At 60.2% G+C, this 17,765-nt stretch carries 12 protein-coding genes; 6 read left to right on the plus strand and 6 right to left on the minus strand.

All coding sequences use genetic code 11. From position 1 onward, the window contains the following. Positions 1-30 precede the first annotated feature (30 nt). From lpdA to aceE, 3 genes are read right to left on the minus strand one after another with little or no spacing between them, the layout of a single operon-like run. Entirely contained in the window at positions 31-1,875 is a 1,845-nt protein-coding gene (gene lpdA / locus CKA81_RS06140) for a dihydrolipoyl dehydrogenase (RefSeq protein WP_128354507.1), read from the minus strand. A gap of 9 nt (positions 1,876-1,884) precedes the next feature. Beyond that, a complete protein-coding gene (gene aceF / locus CKA81_RS06145; RefSeq protein ID WP_128354508.1) occupies positions 1,885-3,609 on the minus strand; it encodes a dihydrolipoyllysine-residue acetyltransferase in 1,725 nt (574 codons plus the stop codon). Positions 3,610-3,623: 14 nt separating this feature from the next. Then, positions 3,624-6,335, minus strand: a complete 2,712-nt coding sequence (aceE, locus tag CKA81_RS06150) for a pyruvate dehydrogenase (acetyl-transferring), homodimeric type (RefSeq protein WP_128354509.1) — start codon at positions 6,333-6,335, stop codon at positions 3,624-3,626. A 253-nt stretch (positions 6,336-6,588) separates the two neighbouring features. Between aceE and CKA81_RS06155 the strand changes: the two genes are divergently transcribed. The 6 genes from CKA81_RS06155 to CKA81_RS06180 all read left to right on the plus strand — a co-directional run bounded on the left by CKA81_RS06155 (position 6,589) and on the right by CKA81_RS06180 (position 14,976). After that, positions 6,589-8,346 carry a PAS domain-containing sensor histidine kinase gene (locus CKA81_RS06155; RefSeq protein ID WP_128354510.1) on the plus strand — a complete coding sequence of 586 codons (1,758 nt, stop codon included), beginning with the start codon at positions 6,589-6,591 and terminating at the stop codon, positions 8,344-8,346. Further along, positions 8,343-8,969, plus strand: a complete 627-nt coding sequence (locus tag CKA81_RS06160; protein WP_128354511.1) for a response regulator transcription factor — start codon at positions 8,343-8,345, stop codon at positions 8,967-8,969. The genes CKA81_RS06155 and CKA81_RS06160 overlap by 4 nt, the downstream gene beginning before the upstream one ends. Then, positions 8,966-9,844, plus strand: a complete 879-nt coding sequence (gene folD, locus CKA81_RS06165) for a bifunctional methylenetetrahydrofolate dehydrogenase/methenyltetrahydrofolate cyclohydrolase FolD (RefSeq protein WP_128354512.1) — start codon at positions 8,966-8,968, stop codon at positions 9,842-9,844. Before CKA81_RS06160 ends, folD begins: the two co-directional genes overlap by 4 nt. Before the next feature lie 8 nt (positions 9,845-9,852). Beyond that, a complete protein-coding gene (locus CKA81_RS06170; protein ID WP_128354513.1) occupies positions 9,853-11,922 on the plus strand; it encodes a M3 family metallopeptidase in 2,070 nt (689 codons plus the stop codon). Between the two features lie 87 nt (positions 11,923-12,009). Then, positions 12,010-12,606 carry an SCO family protein gene (locus tag CKA81_RS06175; protein ID WP_128354514.1) on the plus strand — a complete coding sequence of 199 codons (597 nt, stop codon included), beginning with the start codon at positions 12,010-12,012 and terminating at the stop codon, positions 12,604-12,606. 501 nt (positions 12,607-13,107) lie between these two features. Next, on the plus strand, positions 13,108-14,976 hold the full coding sequence (locus CKA81_RS06180) for a tripartite tricarboxylate transporter substrate-binding protein (RefSeq protein ID WP_164878354.1): 1,869 nt from the start codon (positions 13,108-13,110) through the stop codon (positions 14,974-14,976). 18 nt (positions 14,977-14,994) lie between these two features. Here CKA81_RS06180 and CKA81_RS06185 read toward each other — a convergent pair whose 3' ends face one another. The 3 genes from CKA81_RS06185 to pdxJ are packed head-to-tail and all read right to left on the minus strand — an operon-like array spanning position 14,995 to position 17,745. Then, entirely contained in the window at positions 14,995-16,434 is a 1,440-nt protein-coding gene (locus tag CKA81_RS06185) for a dihydrolipoyl dehydrogenase (RefSeq protein WP_128354516.1), read from the minus strand. Positions 16,435-16,446: 12 nt separating this feature from the next. Continuing rightward, positions 16,447-17,022 (minus strand): nitroreductase family protein, encoded by a 576-nt coding sequence (locus CKA81_RS06190; protein WP_128354517.1) that lies wholly within the window; start codon positions 17,020-17,022, stop codon positions 16,447-16,449. 3 nt (positions 17,023-17,025) lie between these two features. After that, on the minus strand, positions 17,026-17,745 hold the full coding sequence (gene pdxJ, locus CKA81_RS06195) for a pyridoxine 5'-phosphate synthase (protein WP_128354518.1): 720 nt from the start codon (positions 17,743-17,745) through the stop codon (positions 17,026-17,028). Positions 17,746-17,765: the final 20 nt, after the last annotated feature.

The raw sequence follows: 17,765 nt of genomic DNA on the forward strand, positions 1-17,765 counted from the left end.
CGACCGCGTGTAGCCATACGCCTTGCGGCGTTATTTCCGTCGTGGCGGAGGAAGATCGGTGCAAGTGCCTTCGGCCACTTCCGCAGCCATGCCTATGGACTCGCCCAATGTCGGGTGGGGATGTATGGTTTTACCGATATCGACGGCATCTGCGCCCATCTCAATGGCAAGGGCCACCTCGCTGATCAGGTCGCCGGCATGGGTACCCACTATGCCTCCGCCCAGAATCCGCTTGGTTTCGGCATCGAACAAAAGCTTGGTGAAGCCCTCGTCGCGACCATTGGCAATGGCGCGTCCGGACGCTGCCCAGGGGAACAGGCCTTTTTGGATGGCGATGCCTTCCTTGCGGGCTTCGTCCTCGGTCAGGCCGACCCATGCGACTTCCGGGTCTGTGTAGGCCACCGAAGGAATGACCCGGGCGTCAAAGAAGCTTTTTTGTCCGGCTATGACCTCGGCGGCAACATGACCCTCGTGCACAGCCTTGTGCGCCAGCATGGGTTGGCCAACGATGTCGCCGATGGCGTAGATGTGCGCCACGTTGGTGCGCATCTGCTTGTCCACTTCGATATAGCCGCGATCCGTAACCTGCACGCCGGCCTTGTCCGCGGCCAGGGTCTTGCCGTTGGGCGTGCGCCCGACCGCTTGCAGGACCAGATCGTAGCGCTGCGCTTCCTTGGGCGCCTTGGCGCCTTCGAAACGCACCCAGATGCCGTCGTCCTTTGCTTCGGCGCCGACGGTCTTGGTGTCCAGCATGATCTGGTCAAACCGCCGGGCGTTCATTTTCTCCCAAACCTTGACCATGTCGCGATCCGCGCCTTGCATCAGGCCGCTTTGCATCTCGACCACGTCCAGGCGCGAGCCCAGTGCGGAGTACACCGTGCCCATCTCCAGGCCGATGATGCCGCCACCGACGATCAACATTTTCTTGGGGATATTGGCAAGCAACAGCGCGCCGGTTGAATCCACAATGCGGCTGTCTTCAGGGAAGAATGGCAGCTTGACCGACTGGCTGCCCGCCGCGATGATGGCCGACTTGAACTTCACGGTTTGAGCCGATCCGTCGTCCGCCGTGACCGTCAAGTGATAGGGATCGGCAAATTGGCCTTTGCCGGTCACGACCTTGACCTTGCGTGCCTTGGCCATGCCGGCCAGGCCGCCCGTAAGCTTGCCCACGACCTCGTCCTTGTGGGCGCGCAGCGCGTCCAGATCGATCTCGGGCTTGTTGAACTTGATGCCATGCGCCGCCAGCGACTGTGCCTCTTCCAGCACTGCCGCGGTGTGCAGCAAGGCCTTGGAAGGTATGCAACCGACGTTCAGGCAAACGCCGCCCAGCGTGGCGTAGCGTTCGACCAGCACCACCGACAAGCCCAAATCGGCGGCGCGGAATGCAGCGGAATAGCCGCCAGGGCCAGCGCCCAGCACCAGCACGTCGCATTCGGCGTCGGCCGTCCCCGCGTATGACCCGGCAGCAGACGCCGCAGCGGCAGCAGGCGCGGCCGATTTTTCGGCGGTGTCGGTGCTGTGGGCAGCGGCTTTCTGCTCGAGCTTCTGCTCTGTCTTGGGTTCTGGCTTCTGCTCCGCCTTGGGCTCGGGCTGCTTGCCGGCAGACTCGTCCGAAGCAGCACCGTCGCCTTCTGCAGCCGCTTCGAGCCGGACCATGGGGGTGCCTTCAGTGACCTTGTCGCCTACCTTGACCAGGACAGCACTGACGACACCGCCTCTGGCAGCCGGTATCTCCATGGAAGCCTTATCGGATTCCACAGTGATCAGGCTTTGCTCCGGCTTGATGGTGTCGCCTGCCGCCACCAGAACCTCGATGACTTCGACCTCGGAAACATCGCCAATATCCGGTATGTTCAGTTCGTTTGTGCTCATGGGCGGGTCCTATAGCGCAATGCGCCGGAAGTCGGCCAGCAGGCCGCTTAGGTAGGCATTGAAGCGGGCTGCGGACGCGCCATCGATGACGCGGTGGTCGTACGACAAGGACAAGGGCAGCATCAAGCGCGGCTTGAACTTCTTGCCGTCCCAGACGGGCTCGTGGGAGGCGCGCGAAACGCCCAGTATGGCGACTTCGGGCGCGTTGATGATGGGCGTGAACGAGGTGCCGCCTATGCCACCCAAGGATGAGATGGAAAAGCAGCCGCCTTGCATCTGCGCCGGCGACAACTTGCCGTCGCGGGCTGCCTTGGCCAGGACGGCGGTTTCCGATGCGATCTCAAGTATGCCCTTCTTGTCGGCGTCGCGTATGACCGGAACCACCAGGCCATTGGGCGTGTCTGCGGCAAAGCCGATGTGGTAGTACTGCTTGAGAACCAGGTTGTCGCCATCGAGCGAAGCATTGAACTCGGGGAATTTCTTGAGCGCAGCCACCACAGCCTTGATCAGGAAAGCCAGCATGGTGACCTTGATCCCGGCCTTCTCGTTCTCCTGGTTCAGAGTTTGGCGCAATGCCTCCAGGTCCGTGATGTCGGCTTCGTCATTGTTTGTGACGTGCGGAATCATGACCCAATTGCGATGCAGGTTGGCGCCCGAAATTTTCTTGATGCGGGACAGCGGCTTGGTTTCGATCTGGCCAAACTTGGCGAAATCGACCTTGGGCCAGTCCAGCACACTTAGTCCGCCTTGGCCGGCAGCCGCGGCGCCCGCTTTGGTGGTGCCGCCTGCCAAGGCCTGCTTGACGTACTGGCGCACATCATCTTTCGTGATGCGGTTCTTTCGGCCCGAACCTTGTACCGAGGCCAGGTTGACACCCAGCTCGCGTGCGAACTTGCGGACCGAGGGCGATGCATGCGGCAGGTTGCGCGCAGGCACATCAGCTTCAGAAAAAGATTCGGTGGGAGAATGGCGCTCGGGAGGTACGGACGCAAGCTTGGCATCTGTGGAAGGCTGTTCAACTGGCTGCTCAGCCTCTTTTTCCTTGCCATTGCCCTTGTCGCCTGCCGGAGTGGCGGGCGCGGGCGCCGCCGCCTTGGCCGGGGCGGCTGCTGCAGCGGTCTTAAGTTCCAGAATGTTGCTGCCCTGGTTGACCTTGTCGCCCACCTTGACGTTGATGGCTGTTACCACGCCTGCCTGCGACGACGGAACTTCCATGGAAGCCTTGTCGGACTCGACAGTGATCAGGCTTTGCTCCGCAGCGACGGTGTCGCCCACAGCCACCAAAACCTCGATGACTTCCACATCGGTGGCATCACCGATGTCTGGAACAGACACAGTCACCGTGCCGCCTGAACTGGCGGGCTCGGTGTCGGCTGCGTCTGCCGGTTGTGGGGCCGCTGGTGCCGCGGCCTGGTCTTGCGTTGGGGCCTCTTTGGCGGGCGCTGGGGATTTATCACCCTGGCTGTCCGGCGCCTTCTCGGCAACGGCTGCCTGCTCGGGCTCGACCGTCAGGATCACCGAACCTTCCTTGATCTTGTCACCGACCTTGACCTTCAGCGAAGCAATCCGCCCGCCTTGTGGCGCCGGAATCTCCATGGAGGCCTTGTCGGACTCGACAGTGATCAGGCTTTGCTCGGCCTGGATGGCATCGCCTTCAGCGACCAGCACCTCGATGACTTCCACCTCGCTGAAGTCGCCAATGTCGGGGACCTTGATGTCTATGGTATTGCTCATGTGCTGTCCCCCCTTCAGGCGTGATGCGGATTGGCTTTATCAGGATTGATGCCATACTTTTTGATGGCTTCAGTCAGCTTGGCAACCGGCACCTGGCCTTCGTCAGCCAGCGCACGCAAGGCGGTCAGCACAACGAAGTGGCGATCGACTTCAAAGTGCTCGCGAAGCTTGTAGCGGAAGTCGGAACGGCCAAAGCCATCTGTGCCCAGCACGCGGAAGTCGCGCCCCTTGGGGATAAACGGACGTATCTGGTCGCCGAATGCCTTGATGTAGTCCGTTGACACAACGATAGGTCCTGTGGTGTCTTGCAGCTGTTGGGTTACATAGGGCAATTGCGGCTGCTTGTCTTCCGGATGCAGCAGGTTGTAGCGCTCGCAATCGAGGCCGTCGCGGCGCAGTTCGGTAAAGCTGGTCACGCTCCAGACATCCGAGCCCACGCCCCAGTCGTTCTGCAGCAGCTCTTGCGCGGCCAGCACCTCGCGCAAAATGGTGCCAGACCCCATAAGCTGTACCCGCTTCTTGGTGTCTTTTCCGACCGAGCGGAACTTGTACATGCCACGAATAATGCCTTCTTCGTCGCCCTCCTTCAGGCCGGGCTGGGCATAGTTCTCGTTCATTACCGTGATGTAGTAAAAAACGTTCTCTTGGTTTTCGACCATGCGCCGCAGACCATCCTGGATGATGACGGCCAGCTCGTGCCCGAACGTGGGGTCGTACGAGATGCAGTTGGGAATTAGCGCCGACATCATGTGGCTATGGCCGTCTTCGTGCTGCAGACCTTCGCCATTAAGGGTGGTACGGCCGGCCGTGCCGCCCAGCAGGAAGCCGCGAGCCTGCATGTCGCCAGCCGCCCAGGCAAGATCGCCAATGCGCTGGAAGCCAAACATTGAATAATAAATATAGAAGGGGATCATGATGCGGTTGTTCGTCGAGTACGACGTTGCCGCAGCCATCCACGAGCTGAACGCGCCCGCCTCGTTGATGCCTTCCTGCAATAGTTGCCCGCTTTCGATCTCGCGGTAATACATCACCTGGTCTTTATCGACCGGTGTGTACTTTTGCCCTTCGGGAGCGTAAATGCCAATCTGGCGGAACAAGCCTTCCATACCGAAAGTACGCGACTCGTCGGCCAGTATCGGCACCACGCGCGGACTGAGCTCTTTGTCGCGCAAGACCTGATTAAGGATGCGGACGAAAGCCTGAGTGGTGGATATTTCGCGCCCTTCGGACGTGGGTTCCAGCACGGCCTTGAAGGATTCCAGGGCCGGCGCCTTGAAATGCTCGTCTGCCTTGACGCGGCGACGGGGCAGATAGCCGCCCAATGCCTGGCGCCGTTCGTGCAGGTATTTCATTTCGGGCGAGTCGTCTGCCGGCTTGAAATACGGCAGCGATTCGATCTTGTCGTCCGGCACAGGGATATTGAAGCGGTCGCGGAATTCGCGCAGCGCGTCGATATCCAGCTTCTTTTGCTGGTGCGTCGGATTCTTGGCCTGGCCGACATGGCCCATGCCGTAACCCTTGATGGTCTTGGCCAAAATGACTGTGGGCTGACCCTTGTGGTCGGATGCTGCCTTGAATGCCGCGTAGACCTTGTAAGGATCGTGGCCGCCGCGATTCAAGCGCCAGACATCGTCGTCGCTCATGCGGCTGACCATCTCGAGCAACTTGGGATGCTTGCCGAAGAAATGCTCGCGCACAAATGCGCCGTCATGCGCCTTGTAAGCCTGGTACTCGCCGTCGACGGATTCTTCCATCACCCGGCGCAAGATGCCTTCCTTGTCGCGGGCCAACAGTGGATCCCAATAGCCGCCCCAGATCAGTTTGATGACATTCCAGCCGCTGCCGCGGAAATCGCCTTCGAGTTCCTGGATGATCTTGCCATTGCCGCGCACCGGTCCGTCCAGACGCTGCAGGTTGCAGTTGACGACAAAGATCAGGTTGTCCAGTTTCTCGCGCGAGGCGAGGCTGATGGCGCCCAGCGATTCGGGCTCGTCCATCTCGCCGTCGCCGCAAAACACCCAGACCTTGCGCTTGCTGGTATCGGCCAGCCCGCGGGCATGCAAGTACTTCAGGAAGCGGGCCTGGTAGATCGCCATCAGTGGGCCCAGGCCCATGGACACCGTCGGAAACTGCCAGAAGTCAGGCATGAGCTTGGGGTGGGGATACGAGGGCAGGCCCTTGCCGTCGACTTCCTGGCGGAAATGATCCAGCTGCTCTTCTGTCAGGCGGCCTTCCAGATAGGCGCGCCCGTACATGCCCGGCGAGGTATGGCCCTGGAAGTAAACCAGGTCGCCACCGTGATCTTCTGTTTCAGCGTGCCAAAAATGATTCTGGCCGCAACCTATCATGGTTGCCAGCGACGCAAACGAGGCGATGTGGCCGCCCAGGTCGCCGCCGTCGGGCGGATTATGACTGTTGGCCTTGACCACCATGGCCATTGCATTCCAGCGGACATACGAGCGTATGCGTTCTTCCAGGACAATATTGCCCGGATGCGGCGGCTCCAACCCGGGTGGTATCGTGTTGACGTAAGCAGTATTGGGAGAGAAAGGAATGTGCGCACCCGAACGGCGCGCCAGATCAATCAGTCGCTCCAGCAGGAAATGTGCACGTTCAGGTCCTTCGCGATCGAGTACGGCTTCAAGCGCCTCGAGCCATTCTTGCGTTTCAAGCGCATCTTCATCGTTGGCGTTTGCCGCCAGGCTGACTTGATCAAGAGAGGACATCAACTGTCTCCTGTGTGATGGGCCGGCAGCCGTTGTAACGGAGCCTATGACGGGTTTATACCCGATCCCAGTTTATTTAAGCGCGGGCCAGCTGTGGCCGGCCTGCCGAGTAGTTAGGCCCATTCTAGGAAAGACCCGGAATATGTTCAAGCGAAATTTCATTTTATGATATGACTTTTTATAATGTGAAATGTCACTGCGGCTGTTACGGTCTAAAATGCCGGATGCATAGTGATGCACTAATGATAGAACCATGGCGAGCCATTCTAAAAAATCCCTGATCCCGACCACGTTCTACGACCAGGCTAATCATCCCCGTCGCGGTTTCTATTGGTTGACGCCGGTTATCGTCCTGATCCTGTACCTGTGTGTCATGGGCGTCTTCATGTGGCTGCAGCAATTGCACAATGACAGTGTCATGTTCGTAACCATCGACCAGGAGACACGGCAACAGCGCCTGATCATGGTGGTCATCGCCCTATCTTGCGTGATTGTGCTTAGCTTGCTGGCCCTGTGGCGCTATACGCGCTTTCGCACGCGTGCGGAAGCCGCGCTTATTGCCGAGACGGGATTCCGCCGCGCCATGGAAAACTCCATGTCCACCGGCATGCGGGTCTTTGACATGCATGGGCGCATCGCCTACGTAAACCCGGCATTTTGCCGGATGATAGGCTGGAACGAAGCCGATCTTATCGGGCGCACCACCCCCTTCCCCTACTGGCTGCCGGGTCGGCATGCGCAGCACCAGGAGACACTTGACATCCTGTTGTCGGGCCGCACGCCCAGCAGCGGGCTGGAAGTGGAAGCGCAGCGCCGCGATGGGTCGCGATTTACGGCACGCATGTATGTGTCACCCTTGCGCGATCCCAATGGCGAACAGATCGGCTGGATGACGTCCATGACCGACATCACCGAACCAAAGCGGATCCGCGAGGCCCTTACCGCCGCGCACGAACGCTTCATGACGGTACTGGAAGGTCTGGACGATGCCATCTCTGTCGTGGCCGACACCTCCGATGGTCTGGAGCTCTTGTTTGCCAATCGTACGTACCGCCGATTCTTTGGCGCCCAATCGAACGGACACGCCGAGCTGCTGGGCGGGCGTCTGGGCCGCTTCACCGACGAAACGGTAGAGATTTTTTCCGACTCGGCGCAGCGCTGGTTTGAAGTCCATCACCGCATGCTGGCCTGGACAGATGGCCGCCGCGTCAGGTTGCAAGTGGCTCGCGACATCACAGAACGTCGCACGCACGAAGAAGCCTCGCGCCTGCAGCAAGAAAAAATCCAGCTCACCAGCCGCCTGACCACCATGGGCGAAATGGCCTCGTCGCTGGCCCACGAGCTGAACCAGCCACTGACGGCCATATCGAACTACAGCATGGGCGCGGTCGCCATGCTCAAGTCGGGTAACGCCGAGCCCACACGCCTGCTCGAGGCGCTGGAAAAAGCGGCGAAGCAAGCGGAGCGCGCAGGCAAGATCATCAGCCGCATCCGCGAGTTCGTCAAACGCAGCGAACCCAGGCGCCAGCGCGTGCCTGTGACGCGCATCGTCGACAATGCCGTGGGCTTTGCCGACATCGACGCGCGCAAGCGTCAGGTCGACATTCAGTTGCAGGTGCCCGATCCGCTGCCCGATGTGCTTGCCGATCCCATACTGATCGAACAGGTGTTGCTCAATCTGCTCAAGAACGGCGTCGAAGCCATGGAGAAAAGCGACTACCGCGTATTGCATGTCGTGGTCACAGACCAGGGGCCTCTGATAGAAATCGCAGTCATCGACCGCGGCCACGGCTTGCGCGACCCCGAACGCTTGTTCGAGCCGTTTTACAGCACCAAGTCCGAAGGCCTGGGCATGGGGCTTAATATCTGCCGTACTATTATTGAATCTCACCACGGACGGCTATGGGCCGGTCCTAACCCCGACGGCGGCACCATTTTCCGTTTCACCCTGCCATGTGCTCAGCCACAAGCCTCGAGCACGTCAGAAGACACCCAGGAGTTGCATGCATGACCACACCTCAGACGCCCAACACCATATTCATTGTGGATGACGACGAAGCCGTCCGTGATTCACTGCGATGGCTGTTGGAAGCCAACGGCTATCGGGTACGCAGCTTCAGCGGCGCGGAAGAGTTCCTGAACGCCTATGAACCCGACCAGGTCGGCGTACTGATCGCTGACGTGCGCATGCCGGGCATGAGCGGTCTGGAACTCCAGGAAGAACTTCTGGCACGGCAGGCGCCCTTGCCCATCGTCTTCATTACCGGCCACGGCGATGTCCCCATGGCGGTGTCGACCATGAAAAAAGGCGCCATCGATTTTCTCGAGAAGCCCTTCAACGAAACCGATCTGCGCGCCATCGTCGCACGCATGCTCGAGCAGGCGGCCGAAAGAGTCACCCAGGTGCAGGCGCAAAAGAACCATCAGGCGGTGCTCAGCCGCTTGACCGCACGCGAACAGCAAGTGCTCGAGCGCATCGTGGCCGGACGCCTGAACAAGCAAATCGCCGGCGACCTGAACATCAGCATCAAGACGGTAGAGGCGCATCGCGCCAATATCATGGAAAAGCTGGAAGTCACGACAGTTGCCGACCTCATGAAAATCGCGCTGACCAAGGCCGAGGGCACGGCATGACCGCAAGTATTATCGATGGCAAGGCCTTGTCCGACGCCGTCAAGGCAGACGTCGCCAAGCGGGTACAAGAACTAAAGACGACGGGCATCGTGCCTGGCCTGGCCGTGGTGCTGGTGGGGGAAGACCCCGCCTCGCAAGTCTACGTACGCAACAAGGCAGCCGCCTGCGAGAAGGCCGGCTTGCACTCGCGCGTCGTACGACTGGATGCCGATATTTCCGAGCAAGAGCTGCTTGATGTCGTGCATCAGTTAAACGACGACGACGAAATAGACGGAATACTGGTGCAGCTTCCGCTACCGCGCGATATGGACTCAGCGCGTGTCATCGAAACCATTGCCGCCGCAAAGGACGTCGATGGCTTCCACATCAGCAATGCTGGCTTGCTGATGACGGGGCGGCCGCTGTTTCGCCCCTGCACACCATACGGCATCATGAAGATGCTTGAATCTGAAAACGTATCGCTTTGGGGCGCCGAAGCGGTGATCGTGGGCGCCAGCAATATAGTGGGCAAGCCCATGGCCATGCTGATGCTGGCTGCCGGCGCCACCGTAACCTTATGCAATTCCAAAACCCGCGACCTGGGTGCGCAAACGCGCCGAGCCGATGTGCTGGTTGTGGCGACGGGCAAGCCTGGCATGGTTACCGGCGACATGATCAAGCCCGGCGCCGTCGTTATCGATGTCGGCATCAACCGCAATGACGACGGCAAGCTGGTGGGCGATGTCGACTTCGCATCTGCCAGCCAGGTGGCGGGCGCCATCACACCCGTACCTGGCGGTGTCGGTCCCATGACCATCGCCATGCTGCTGGTCAATACGCTGGAAGCCGCCGAACGCCGCGCGGCCCATCACCACCCCGCCCCAGTTGGGCTCTGAATAAAGCAATGAATCAAAATCCCCTGTTGGTCCCTGTAGCCTCCCTTATTGATTACGCCGCCGTGCAGCCCGCTCATATCGAGCCGGCCATTACGCAATTGATCTCGCAAGCGCGGATCGCCATAGAACGTGGTGCCGACCCGGCCCTCCCGGCCACCTGGGACGCCATCATCGAGCCGCTGGAAGATGCGTCCGAGCCGTTGTGGCGCGCCTGGTCTGTGGCTGGCCACCTGAATGCCGTGGTCAACACGCCCGAGCTGCGCGCCGCCTATAACGTCTGCCTGCCTCTTATTACCGAGTTTTCCACCTGGGTAGGCCTGCACACCGGCCTGTACGCCCAGTACAAGCGCTTGCAGGCCTCGTCCGATTTCGCGCAGCTTACGCCCGTGCGCCAACGCGTCATCGAACTGGCCCTGCGCGACTTTCGCCTCAGCGGCGTCGAACTGGAAGGCGAAGACCGCCGTCGCTACGCCGAGGTCTCCGACCAGCAAGCCCAGGCATCGCAAAAATTCTCGGAAAACGTGCTCGACAGTGTGGACCGCTGGTCGCTGCATATTACGGACGCTACCCGGCTGGCGGGGCTCCCGGACGATGTCTTGCAGGCAACGGCAGCCGCCGCTCGCGAGGATGGTCTGGAAGGCTGGAAACTAAGCCTGAAGATGCCCTGCTATCTTCCCGTGATGCAGTCCGCCAGGGATCGCGAACTACGGCGCGAGATGTATCGTGCTTATTCAACCATCGCATCCGAACAAGGCGATCCGGAGCTGGACAACTCGCAACTGATCGAACAGTTGTTGAAGCTGCGTTCCCAGGAGGCCTCCTTGCTTGGCTATGGCAGCTTTGCACAATTGCGACTGCAAACCCGCATGGCCGAAAGCGCGGAACAGGTGGTGGACTTCCTGCGTGAACTGGCAGGCAAGGCCAAGCCTTACGCGCGACGCGATCTGGCCCAACTACAGGATTTTGCCCACAGCACACTCGGGCTGGACGAGCTGCAACCCTGGGACATGGCGTTTGCCTCCGAGCGCCTGCGCGAATCGCGCTACGCGTATTCCGAAGAAGAGATCAAGCAGTACTTCACAGAACCGCGCGTCTTGCAAGGCCTGTTCCATGTCATTGAGACCTTGTTTGGCGTAGCCCTGCGGCCTGCGAAATTGCCCGTCTGGCACGCTCACGCCCAGGCGCTGGAAGTCGTCGCAGACGGCGCAGTGCTGGGTGTTCTTTACCTGGACCTGTATGCACGCCAGGGCAAACAAAGCGGTGCCTGGGTGGATAGCGAGCGCAATCGCCGACGCAGCGCCGCCGGCCTGCAGACACCGGTCGTCTACCTGACCTGCAACTTCTCCGAGCCCCAGAATGGCAAGCCAGCCCTGCTGACTCACGACGACGTCATCACCCTATTCCACGAAAGTGGCCACGCCTTGCATGCCTTGCTGTCCCAGGTGGACGAGCCCGGCGCTTCGCCGTTTGCCAGTGTCGAGTGGGACGCCATAGAACTGCCCTCACAGTTCATGGAGAACTTCTGCTGGGAATGGTCGGTTGTGCAAGCGTTGACATCCCATGTCGAGACCGGCGATCCCCTGCCGCGCGAGCTTTTCGACAAGCTGCTTGCCGCAAAGAATTTCCAGAGCGGCATGCAAATGCTGCGGCAGGTCGAATTCTCTTTATTCGACATGGCCATCCATCATCAGGCACAAGGCTTGTCGATCCAGGATGTGCTCGATGCATTGGAAGAGGTCCGCCGCGAAGTCGCGGTGTTGTTTCCTCCAGCGTGGCACCGCTTTCCCCACAACTTCTCGCACTTGTTTGCCGGAGGCTACGGCGCCGGCTACTACAGCTACAAGTGGGCCGAAGTCTTGTCGGCCGACGCCTACGCCGCTTTCGAAGAGCACGCTGCCCTATCTGGCGAGGTGCCCCCCAACACCTTGCACGCAGCCACCGGCCAGCGCTTCATGAAAGAGATCCTGGCAGTCGGCGGCTCGCGCCCCGCAGCGGCTTCCTTCGAGGCATTCCGCGGTCGCGCACCCGCCATCGACGCCCTGCTGCGCCACAGCGGCCTGGCTGAATCAGACCTATAATCGGGATGGGGTCAGGTCTTGCAATCGTGCACGATTGCAAGACCTGACCCCACTACATGCTTGCTTTTCCAGGACGCCTGATTCGCCATGAAAAACCTGATTCGTCTGCTGGCCTGCCTGGCCAGCGCTTGCCTGTTGTCTGTCGCTGTCGCCGCGCAAGGCGACTCTACGCTGCACAAGGTGCGCGGCTTCTTGCCGGACCTGAAGTTTTCCTTGCAAGGCGCAGGCAACAAGACGGTGACTGAAGAAAACTTCGACGACAAGATCGTACTGATGTTTTTCGGCTATGCCAGTTGCCCTGACGTGTGCCCGACCACCATGGCGCAATTGGCGCAAGTCATGGAAGAGCTGGGTGACGACGCCGCCAAGGTACGCATCCTGTTCGTCAGCGTGGACCCCCACCGCGATACGCCGGACGTCCTGCAATCATACGTGGACGCCTTCGACAGCCACGCCATCGGCCTGACAGGCACGGAGAAACAAGTCGCCGACGTCGCCCGCCGCTATCGGGTAGCCTATCAGATCGAGAAGCCCAAGGGCGACGATACGGCCAACTATGAGGTCTCGCATAGCCGCGGGGTGTATGTGTTTGACGATGCTGGGCGGGCTCGGTATTTGGCGGCAGATACGGATGCTGTGGATGTGTTGCTGGCTGGAGTTAGGGAGTTGTTGGCTGAGGGGTGAGCTAGGCTCTCAGTCTCAGTTAACTTGATTGATCGTTTCTTACACGTGGCGGAAGGTCGGCTCGTAACGTTGTTGGGACGGGTTGGGTGCTTGGCATGCTTATGGCACCCCATCAGGGTTGAAAGAGGTCTGCGGGGCCGCAAAAATGCGCGCCCCTGCGGCGCGCATTTTTGCATTCGGGGTGATCTGGCGTGAGTGTGTTTTGGGTGCTGCGCATGGGTGACTCATGCAATCCTACATGCGGCGCCTAGGCTGAGCGGCTGGTAGGCCTTGCGGTCCGACTTCATTACACTTCTTGGAAATTAACACGGTTTCTCACGTCTTCCGTCGCGCGTCGGGCATGAGGCTTGGTACACCTGCTTATCCCAAGGGGGCAAGAGAGGCAAGATGGCTGACCTTTGCATGGTGTCGGAAAGCGGAACCCAAGCCAATTGCAGGCGCCGGCGCTTGTGCTGGGGTGTATGGGCGTCATGCGTCTTGCTGATGGGATTCCTGTTATGGATGCCTAACGCGACAGCTCAGAACATCAACGACATATTGCGTATTTTGATGCCGCCGTCGCAGCAGCAACAAGCTGTTCCGCCGCCGGTGTATGTACCCCCTCCTACGTATTCGCCGCCAGCTACGCATTCACGGCAGCACGTGCCCAAACCGGGGGTTTCACGGGCTGAAACACAGCAAGCCCAGCACATGCTGAATGAGTTGGGCTACGATGCGGGCCCGGCAGACGGTGCAGCGGGACACCGGACCATAAGTGCGTTGAACGCGTTTCAAAGAGCCAATGGATTGGCCGTTACGGCGTCAATCGAGAAGCAGGGCCTGGCAACGCTTGCAGCCATACACCGGCACATCGTGGCAAGCAATGCGCTGACCATGCAGACCGAGCCATCGGCAGCCGCCGCGTCACCAGCGTCATTACCAGCCGACGCGCTGCCGTCACCTTCAGCATCAGCCATCGTGCGCCCCGATTCCGCCACCCTTGCACACCCTTCTTTTGATTGCACCCGCGCAAGCACACCGACCGAAACCACTTTATGCAGTAACGCGGCATTGGCTATGCTGGACGTCCAGCTTTCCGAGCTTTATTCGCGCCAATTGTCCGGCCAGGGACCTCAAAAAGCCAAGGCCCAACAAGAGCAACGCCATTGGCTCGCCCAACGAAACCGCTGCGGCGCCGACGCTTCATGCCTGTTTAACGCCTATTCCGAACGTATTGCTCAGTTAGGGTCACCCAGCCAAGCTAACGCAAGTCCTGCGGCATCCCAAACAGCCACGCTTTCAACCACAAACCAGGTGGTCCAGGCTAAGCCGTCAACACCAAGCTCCGTGATGACGAAGGCTACGCAAAGCTCGGCCGCATCGCCGGCTGCGTCCATGGACCGCGTTCCCATGATGCTGGTGGTAGGTAAAGGCACCAAAGCCAGAACCTTTAAGGAGTTTGTCGCCGAAGCGAAGGCTAATCCCGGCTCAATCACCTACGCATCGAGCGGGGAAGGCAGCGCCCACCATCTGGCCATGGAAACGCTAAGCCAGCGTGCCGGCCTGAATATCGTGCACATCCCCTTTCGCAGTTCGGCGACCGCCCTGTTCGATGTCGCAGGCGGGCAGGTATCGGCCATGATGGCCAATCTCGACACCAGTAAAGCCCTGATCCAGTCCGGCAAGGTGGTTCCGATAGCGGTTGCCCATGCGACCCGACTGCCGGAATTTCCCAACGTTCCTACATTGACTGAAGAAGGCATAGAGGGCGTGGAAGCCGCTGCACTAGCAGGCACGCGCAAGGCACCAGCAGCGCCAGCTGATCCGGCACTGAACTATTCATCACGGGAAAACCAGCTGATGGCCTCACCCGGACGTTTGCCAGTGATTGTGCCAGAGACCTATTCCGAGCCGGATGAAGAGGAAATACGCTTGGCCATCATGCGTGACATGGCGGCCGGGGGCGGTCGCATGCTGTCGCCCACCGCCGTTGAGATCGGAGCACCTCCGTTCGATCAGCTCATGCCGATTCGCCTGGACGCGACCAAAGTGGAAAAGGAATCCTGCAACCCCATGACCGGTAGACTCGCCTACACATGCGAGTTTCGTCTGTACTTGAAGGTGTCTATGCCCCCGCAATCAATGGGCTTTCTCCGCATGGGCGGCGGCAACGAATTCTTCGAAAACCTTCTCGACAAACAGCTTGCCTCAGTCAACAATGCGACACCGGGCCTAAAAGCCCACGTGTTCGTTTTGACGGATCAGGGATGGCGGTCTCCCTCCATGCGCAAAGAAAGCATCGATGCAACGCTAAAGACCTATTCCGAAACGCTGTCCGACTGGCCCGAGTGCCGGCTGGTGCAAGTGGGCAACGAGCTGAGGTGTGATTAATCGCTCGCAACCGCAGCATCAAGCATTATTCACCAACTGCTCCGACTCCTGCACTTGCGCCATCTTCGCCGCCACACATTGCTTAGCCGCGTCTCTTAACGCCGTACGGAGTCCTTCTTCGATGACGGGATGGTAGTAAGGCATCTGCAGCATCTGATTGATGGTGAGCTTTTGCTGGATGGACCATGCCAGCAAATGGGCGATATGCTCCATTGCCGGCCCGGCCATTTCGGCGCCCAGCAAACGGCCGTTGGCCAAGTCGGCGTACACCCGCAGCTTGCCGCGATTTTTCAGGATCACGCGCGAGCGGCCCTGATTGGCGAAGTTGACCTCGCCGAATGCCACCCCCATTTTGGGCAGCTCCCGGAACCGCAAGCCCGCCTGGGCCAGTTGCGGGTCGGAGAAGACAACCGCCATGGGCGCGCGGCGCTTGCCGGGCTGGACGTCCGGGTAAGCGACGGCGTTCTCGCCGGCGATGTGGCCGTCGTCGGCAGCCTCGTGCAGCAGAGGCAGCGTGCCGTTGACGTCCCCGGCAATGAATATGGGTAAAGCGCCCAGTTGCAAGGTGGAGGGGTCGAATTCGGGCATGCCCTTGTCGTCGCATTGCGCAGCCGTATTGTGCAGGTCTAGCGCCTGCACGTTGGGCCTACGCCCTGCTGCTACCAACAAATAGTCGTAACGCTCGACGGTTTCGGGTTGGCCCTCGACCTGTACGCGCACGATGACTTCCTCGCCCTCGCGGCGCGCTTCAAGTATTTGTGCATTCAATCGCAGATCGAGTTCGGTGTCGAAAGCGGCAAAGGCGCTGTCTCGCACTTCTGGATCGCTGATGCCACCGACGCTGCCGCTACGATTGATGATCGCAACCTGCACCCCCAGCCGGGCCAGAGCCTGGCCGAGTTCAAGCCCGATCACGCCGGCACCAACCACTATAACGCGGCGGGGGAGATCGTCCCATTCGAACACATCGTCGTTAATGACGACACGGTCGCCCAGCGACTGATATTCTTTCGGCACCACGGGCGAAGATCCCGTTGCAATAATCACCCTGGAGGCATGAACCTCGGTGTGATCGTCGACGCGCAGTACGGTGTCGGAGACAAAACGCGCATTGCCGCGCAGTTTTTCCTGCTCGGGGATGTTGTCCACGCTGTCCAGCACGAAGCCAACAAAGCGATCGCGCTCACGCTTGACCCTATCCATGACTTCGCGGCCATCGATACGGACCTGGCCGTCAATATGCACACCGAACTCAGCGGCGTGGTGCGCCCCATGCGCCGCTTCGGCTGCTGCGATCAATAGCTTGGACGGCATGCAGCCCACCCGGGCGCAGGTTGTTCCGTAAGGGCCGCCCTCGATAAGCACCGCAGCCTTGCCCGCCGTCTTGACCGCTCGGTAGGCCGACAGGCCCGCCGTACCGGCGCCGATAATGGCAACATCCGTCTTCAGTTGCTTCATGGCGAGACTCCTTCAGATGCCGTTCCACTCGGTAACGAACTGCTGATAGTCGGGCCGTGGCATGGGTGCGGGGGTGGCGATAGGCGTTCCGATCGACACAAAACCCATGAAACGGTAATCCAGCGCATCGAAGCCCAAGGCGTCGGCAACGTCGTCCAGATAAGTGCCCAGGCCCGTGCTCCAGTAAGCCGCATACCCAAGCATATGAGCAGCGTTCAAGATGTTGGTCACGGCAGCGCCGGTAGCCAGCATGCGCTCGTGCTCCGGAATTTTGGTGTTGGCGTGGTCCAGCCTGCACGCCAGGGCGATCAACAGCGGTACCTTGTCGAGCCAGCGTCGCGTACTGGCTTCTTTCTCGGGTGGGAAGGGCATGCCCGCTTCTTTTACTGCGGCGATCGACAGATCGGTAAGGCGGCCAATGGCCTGTCCGCGTATCAAGGCAAAGCGCCAGGGCTGCAAGCGCCCGTGGTCCGGCGCCGACATGGCTGACTGGAGGATACGCCCCAATTCGTCGTCGGATGGGCCCGGAGCTTGAACAAACTTTACGGATCGGCGTGACAACAGGAAATCAATAGGGGTATCTGACATTATTCATCCTTTTCTGAGCAGGGCCTTCATGTCGCGTACGGCTTTCTCCCAGCCATCGAACACGGCCCGCGCCACAATGGCGTGCCCAATATTGAGTTCGGCAATGCCTGGCATTGCCACGATGGCCTGCACATTATCGTAGTGCAGGCCGTGACCGGCATTCACGCGCAGCCCTTGCGACACGCCCGCTGCCACCCCCGTACGCAAGCGGATCAGTTCCTGGTTGATAGCAGTTGAGTCGGCGGCATCGGAATATGCCCCGGTGTGCAGCTCGATAACGGTTGCCCCGGCGCGTGCGGCGGCGTCTATCTGGGCAGCATCGGGGTCGATGAAGAGCGACACGCGGATGCCCGCATCGTGCAGTTGGGCGACGGCCTGCTGGACAGACGAAAAATTGGACAGTACGTCCAGCCCGCCTTCGGTGGTGAGTTCGCTGCGCTTCTCGGGTACCAGGCAGACGTCCTCTGGGCGTACGCGACAGGCTATGGCCAGCATCTCGGGGGTGACCGCGCATTCGAGATTCATGCGGGTGCGCAGTACGGCCTTTATGGCCGGTACGTCGGCGTCCTGGATGTGACGCCGGTCTTCGCGCAGGTGCAAGGTAATGACGTCGGCCCCGGCATCTTCAGCACGCCTTGCGGCTTCGACGGGATCGGGGTAGCTGGTGAAGCGCTGCTGGCGCAACGTGGCGACGTGATCAATATTAACGCCCAATTCAATCATTTATTGCCGCCCCTTACGCT

It is taken from the genome of Pollutimonas thiosulfatoxidans (assembly GCF_004022565.1).
GTDB lineage: Bacteria > Pseudomonadota > Gammaproteobacteria > Burkholderiales > Burkholderiaceae_B > Pusillimonas_D > Pusillimonas_D thiosulfatoxidans.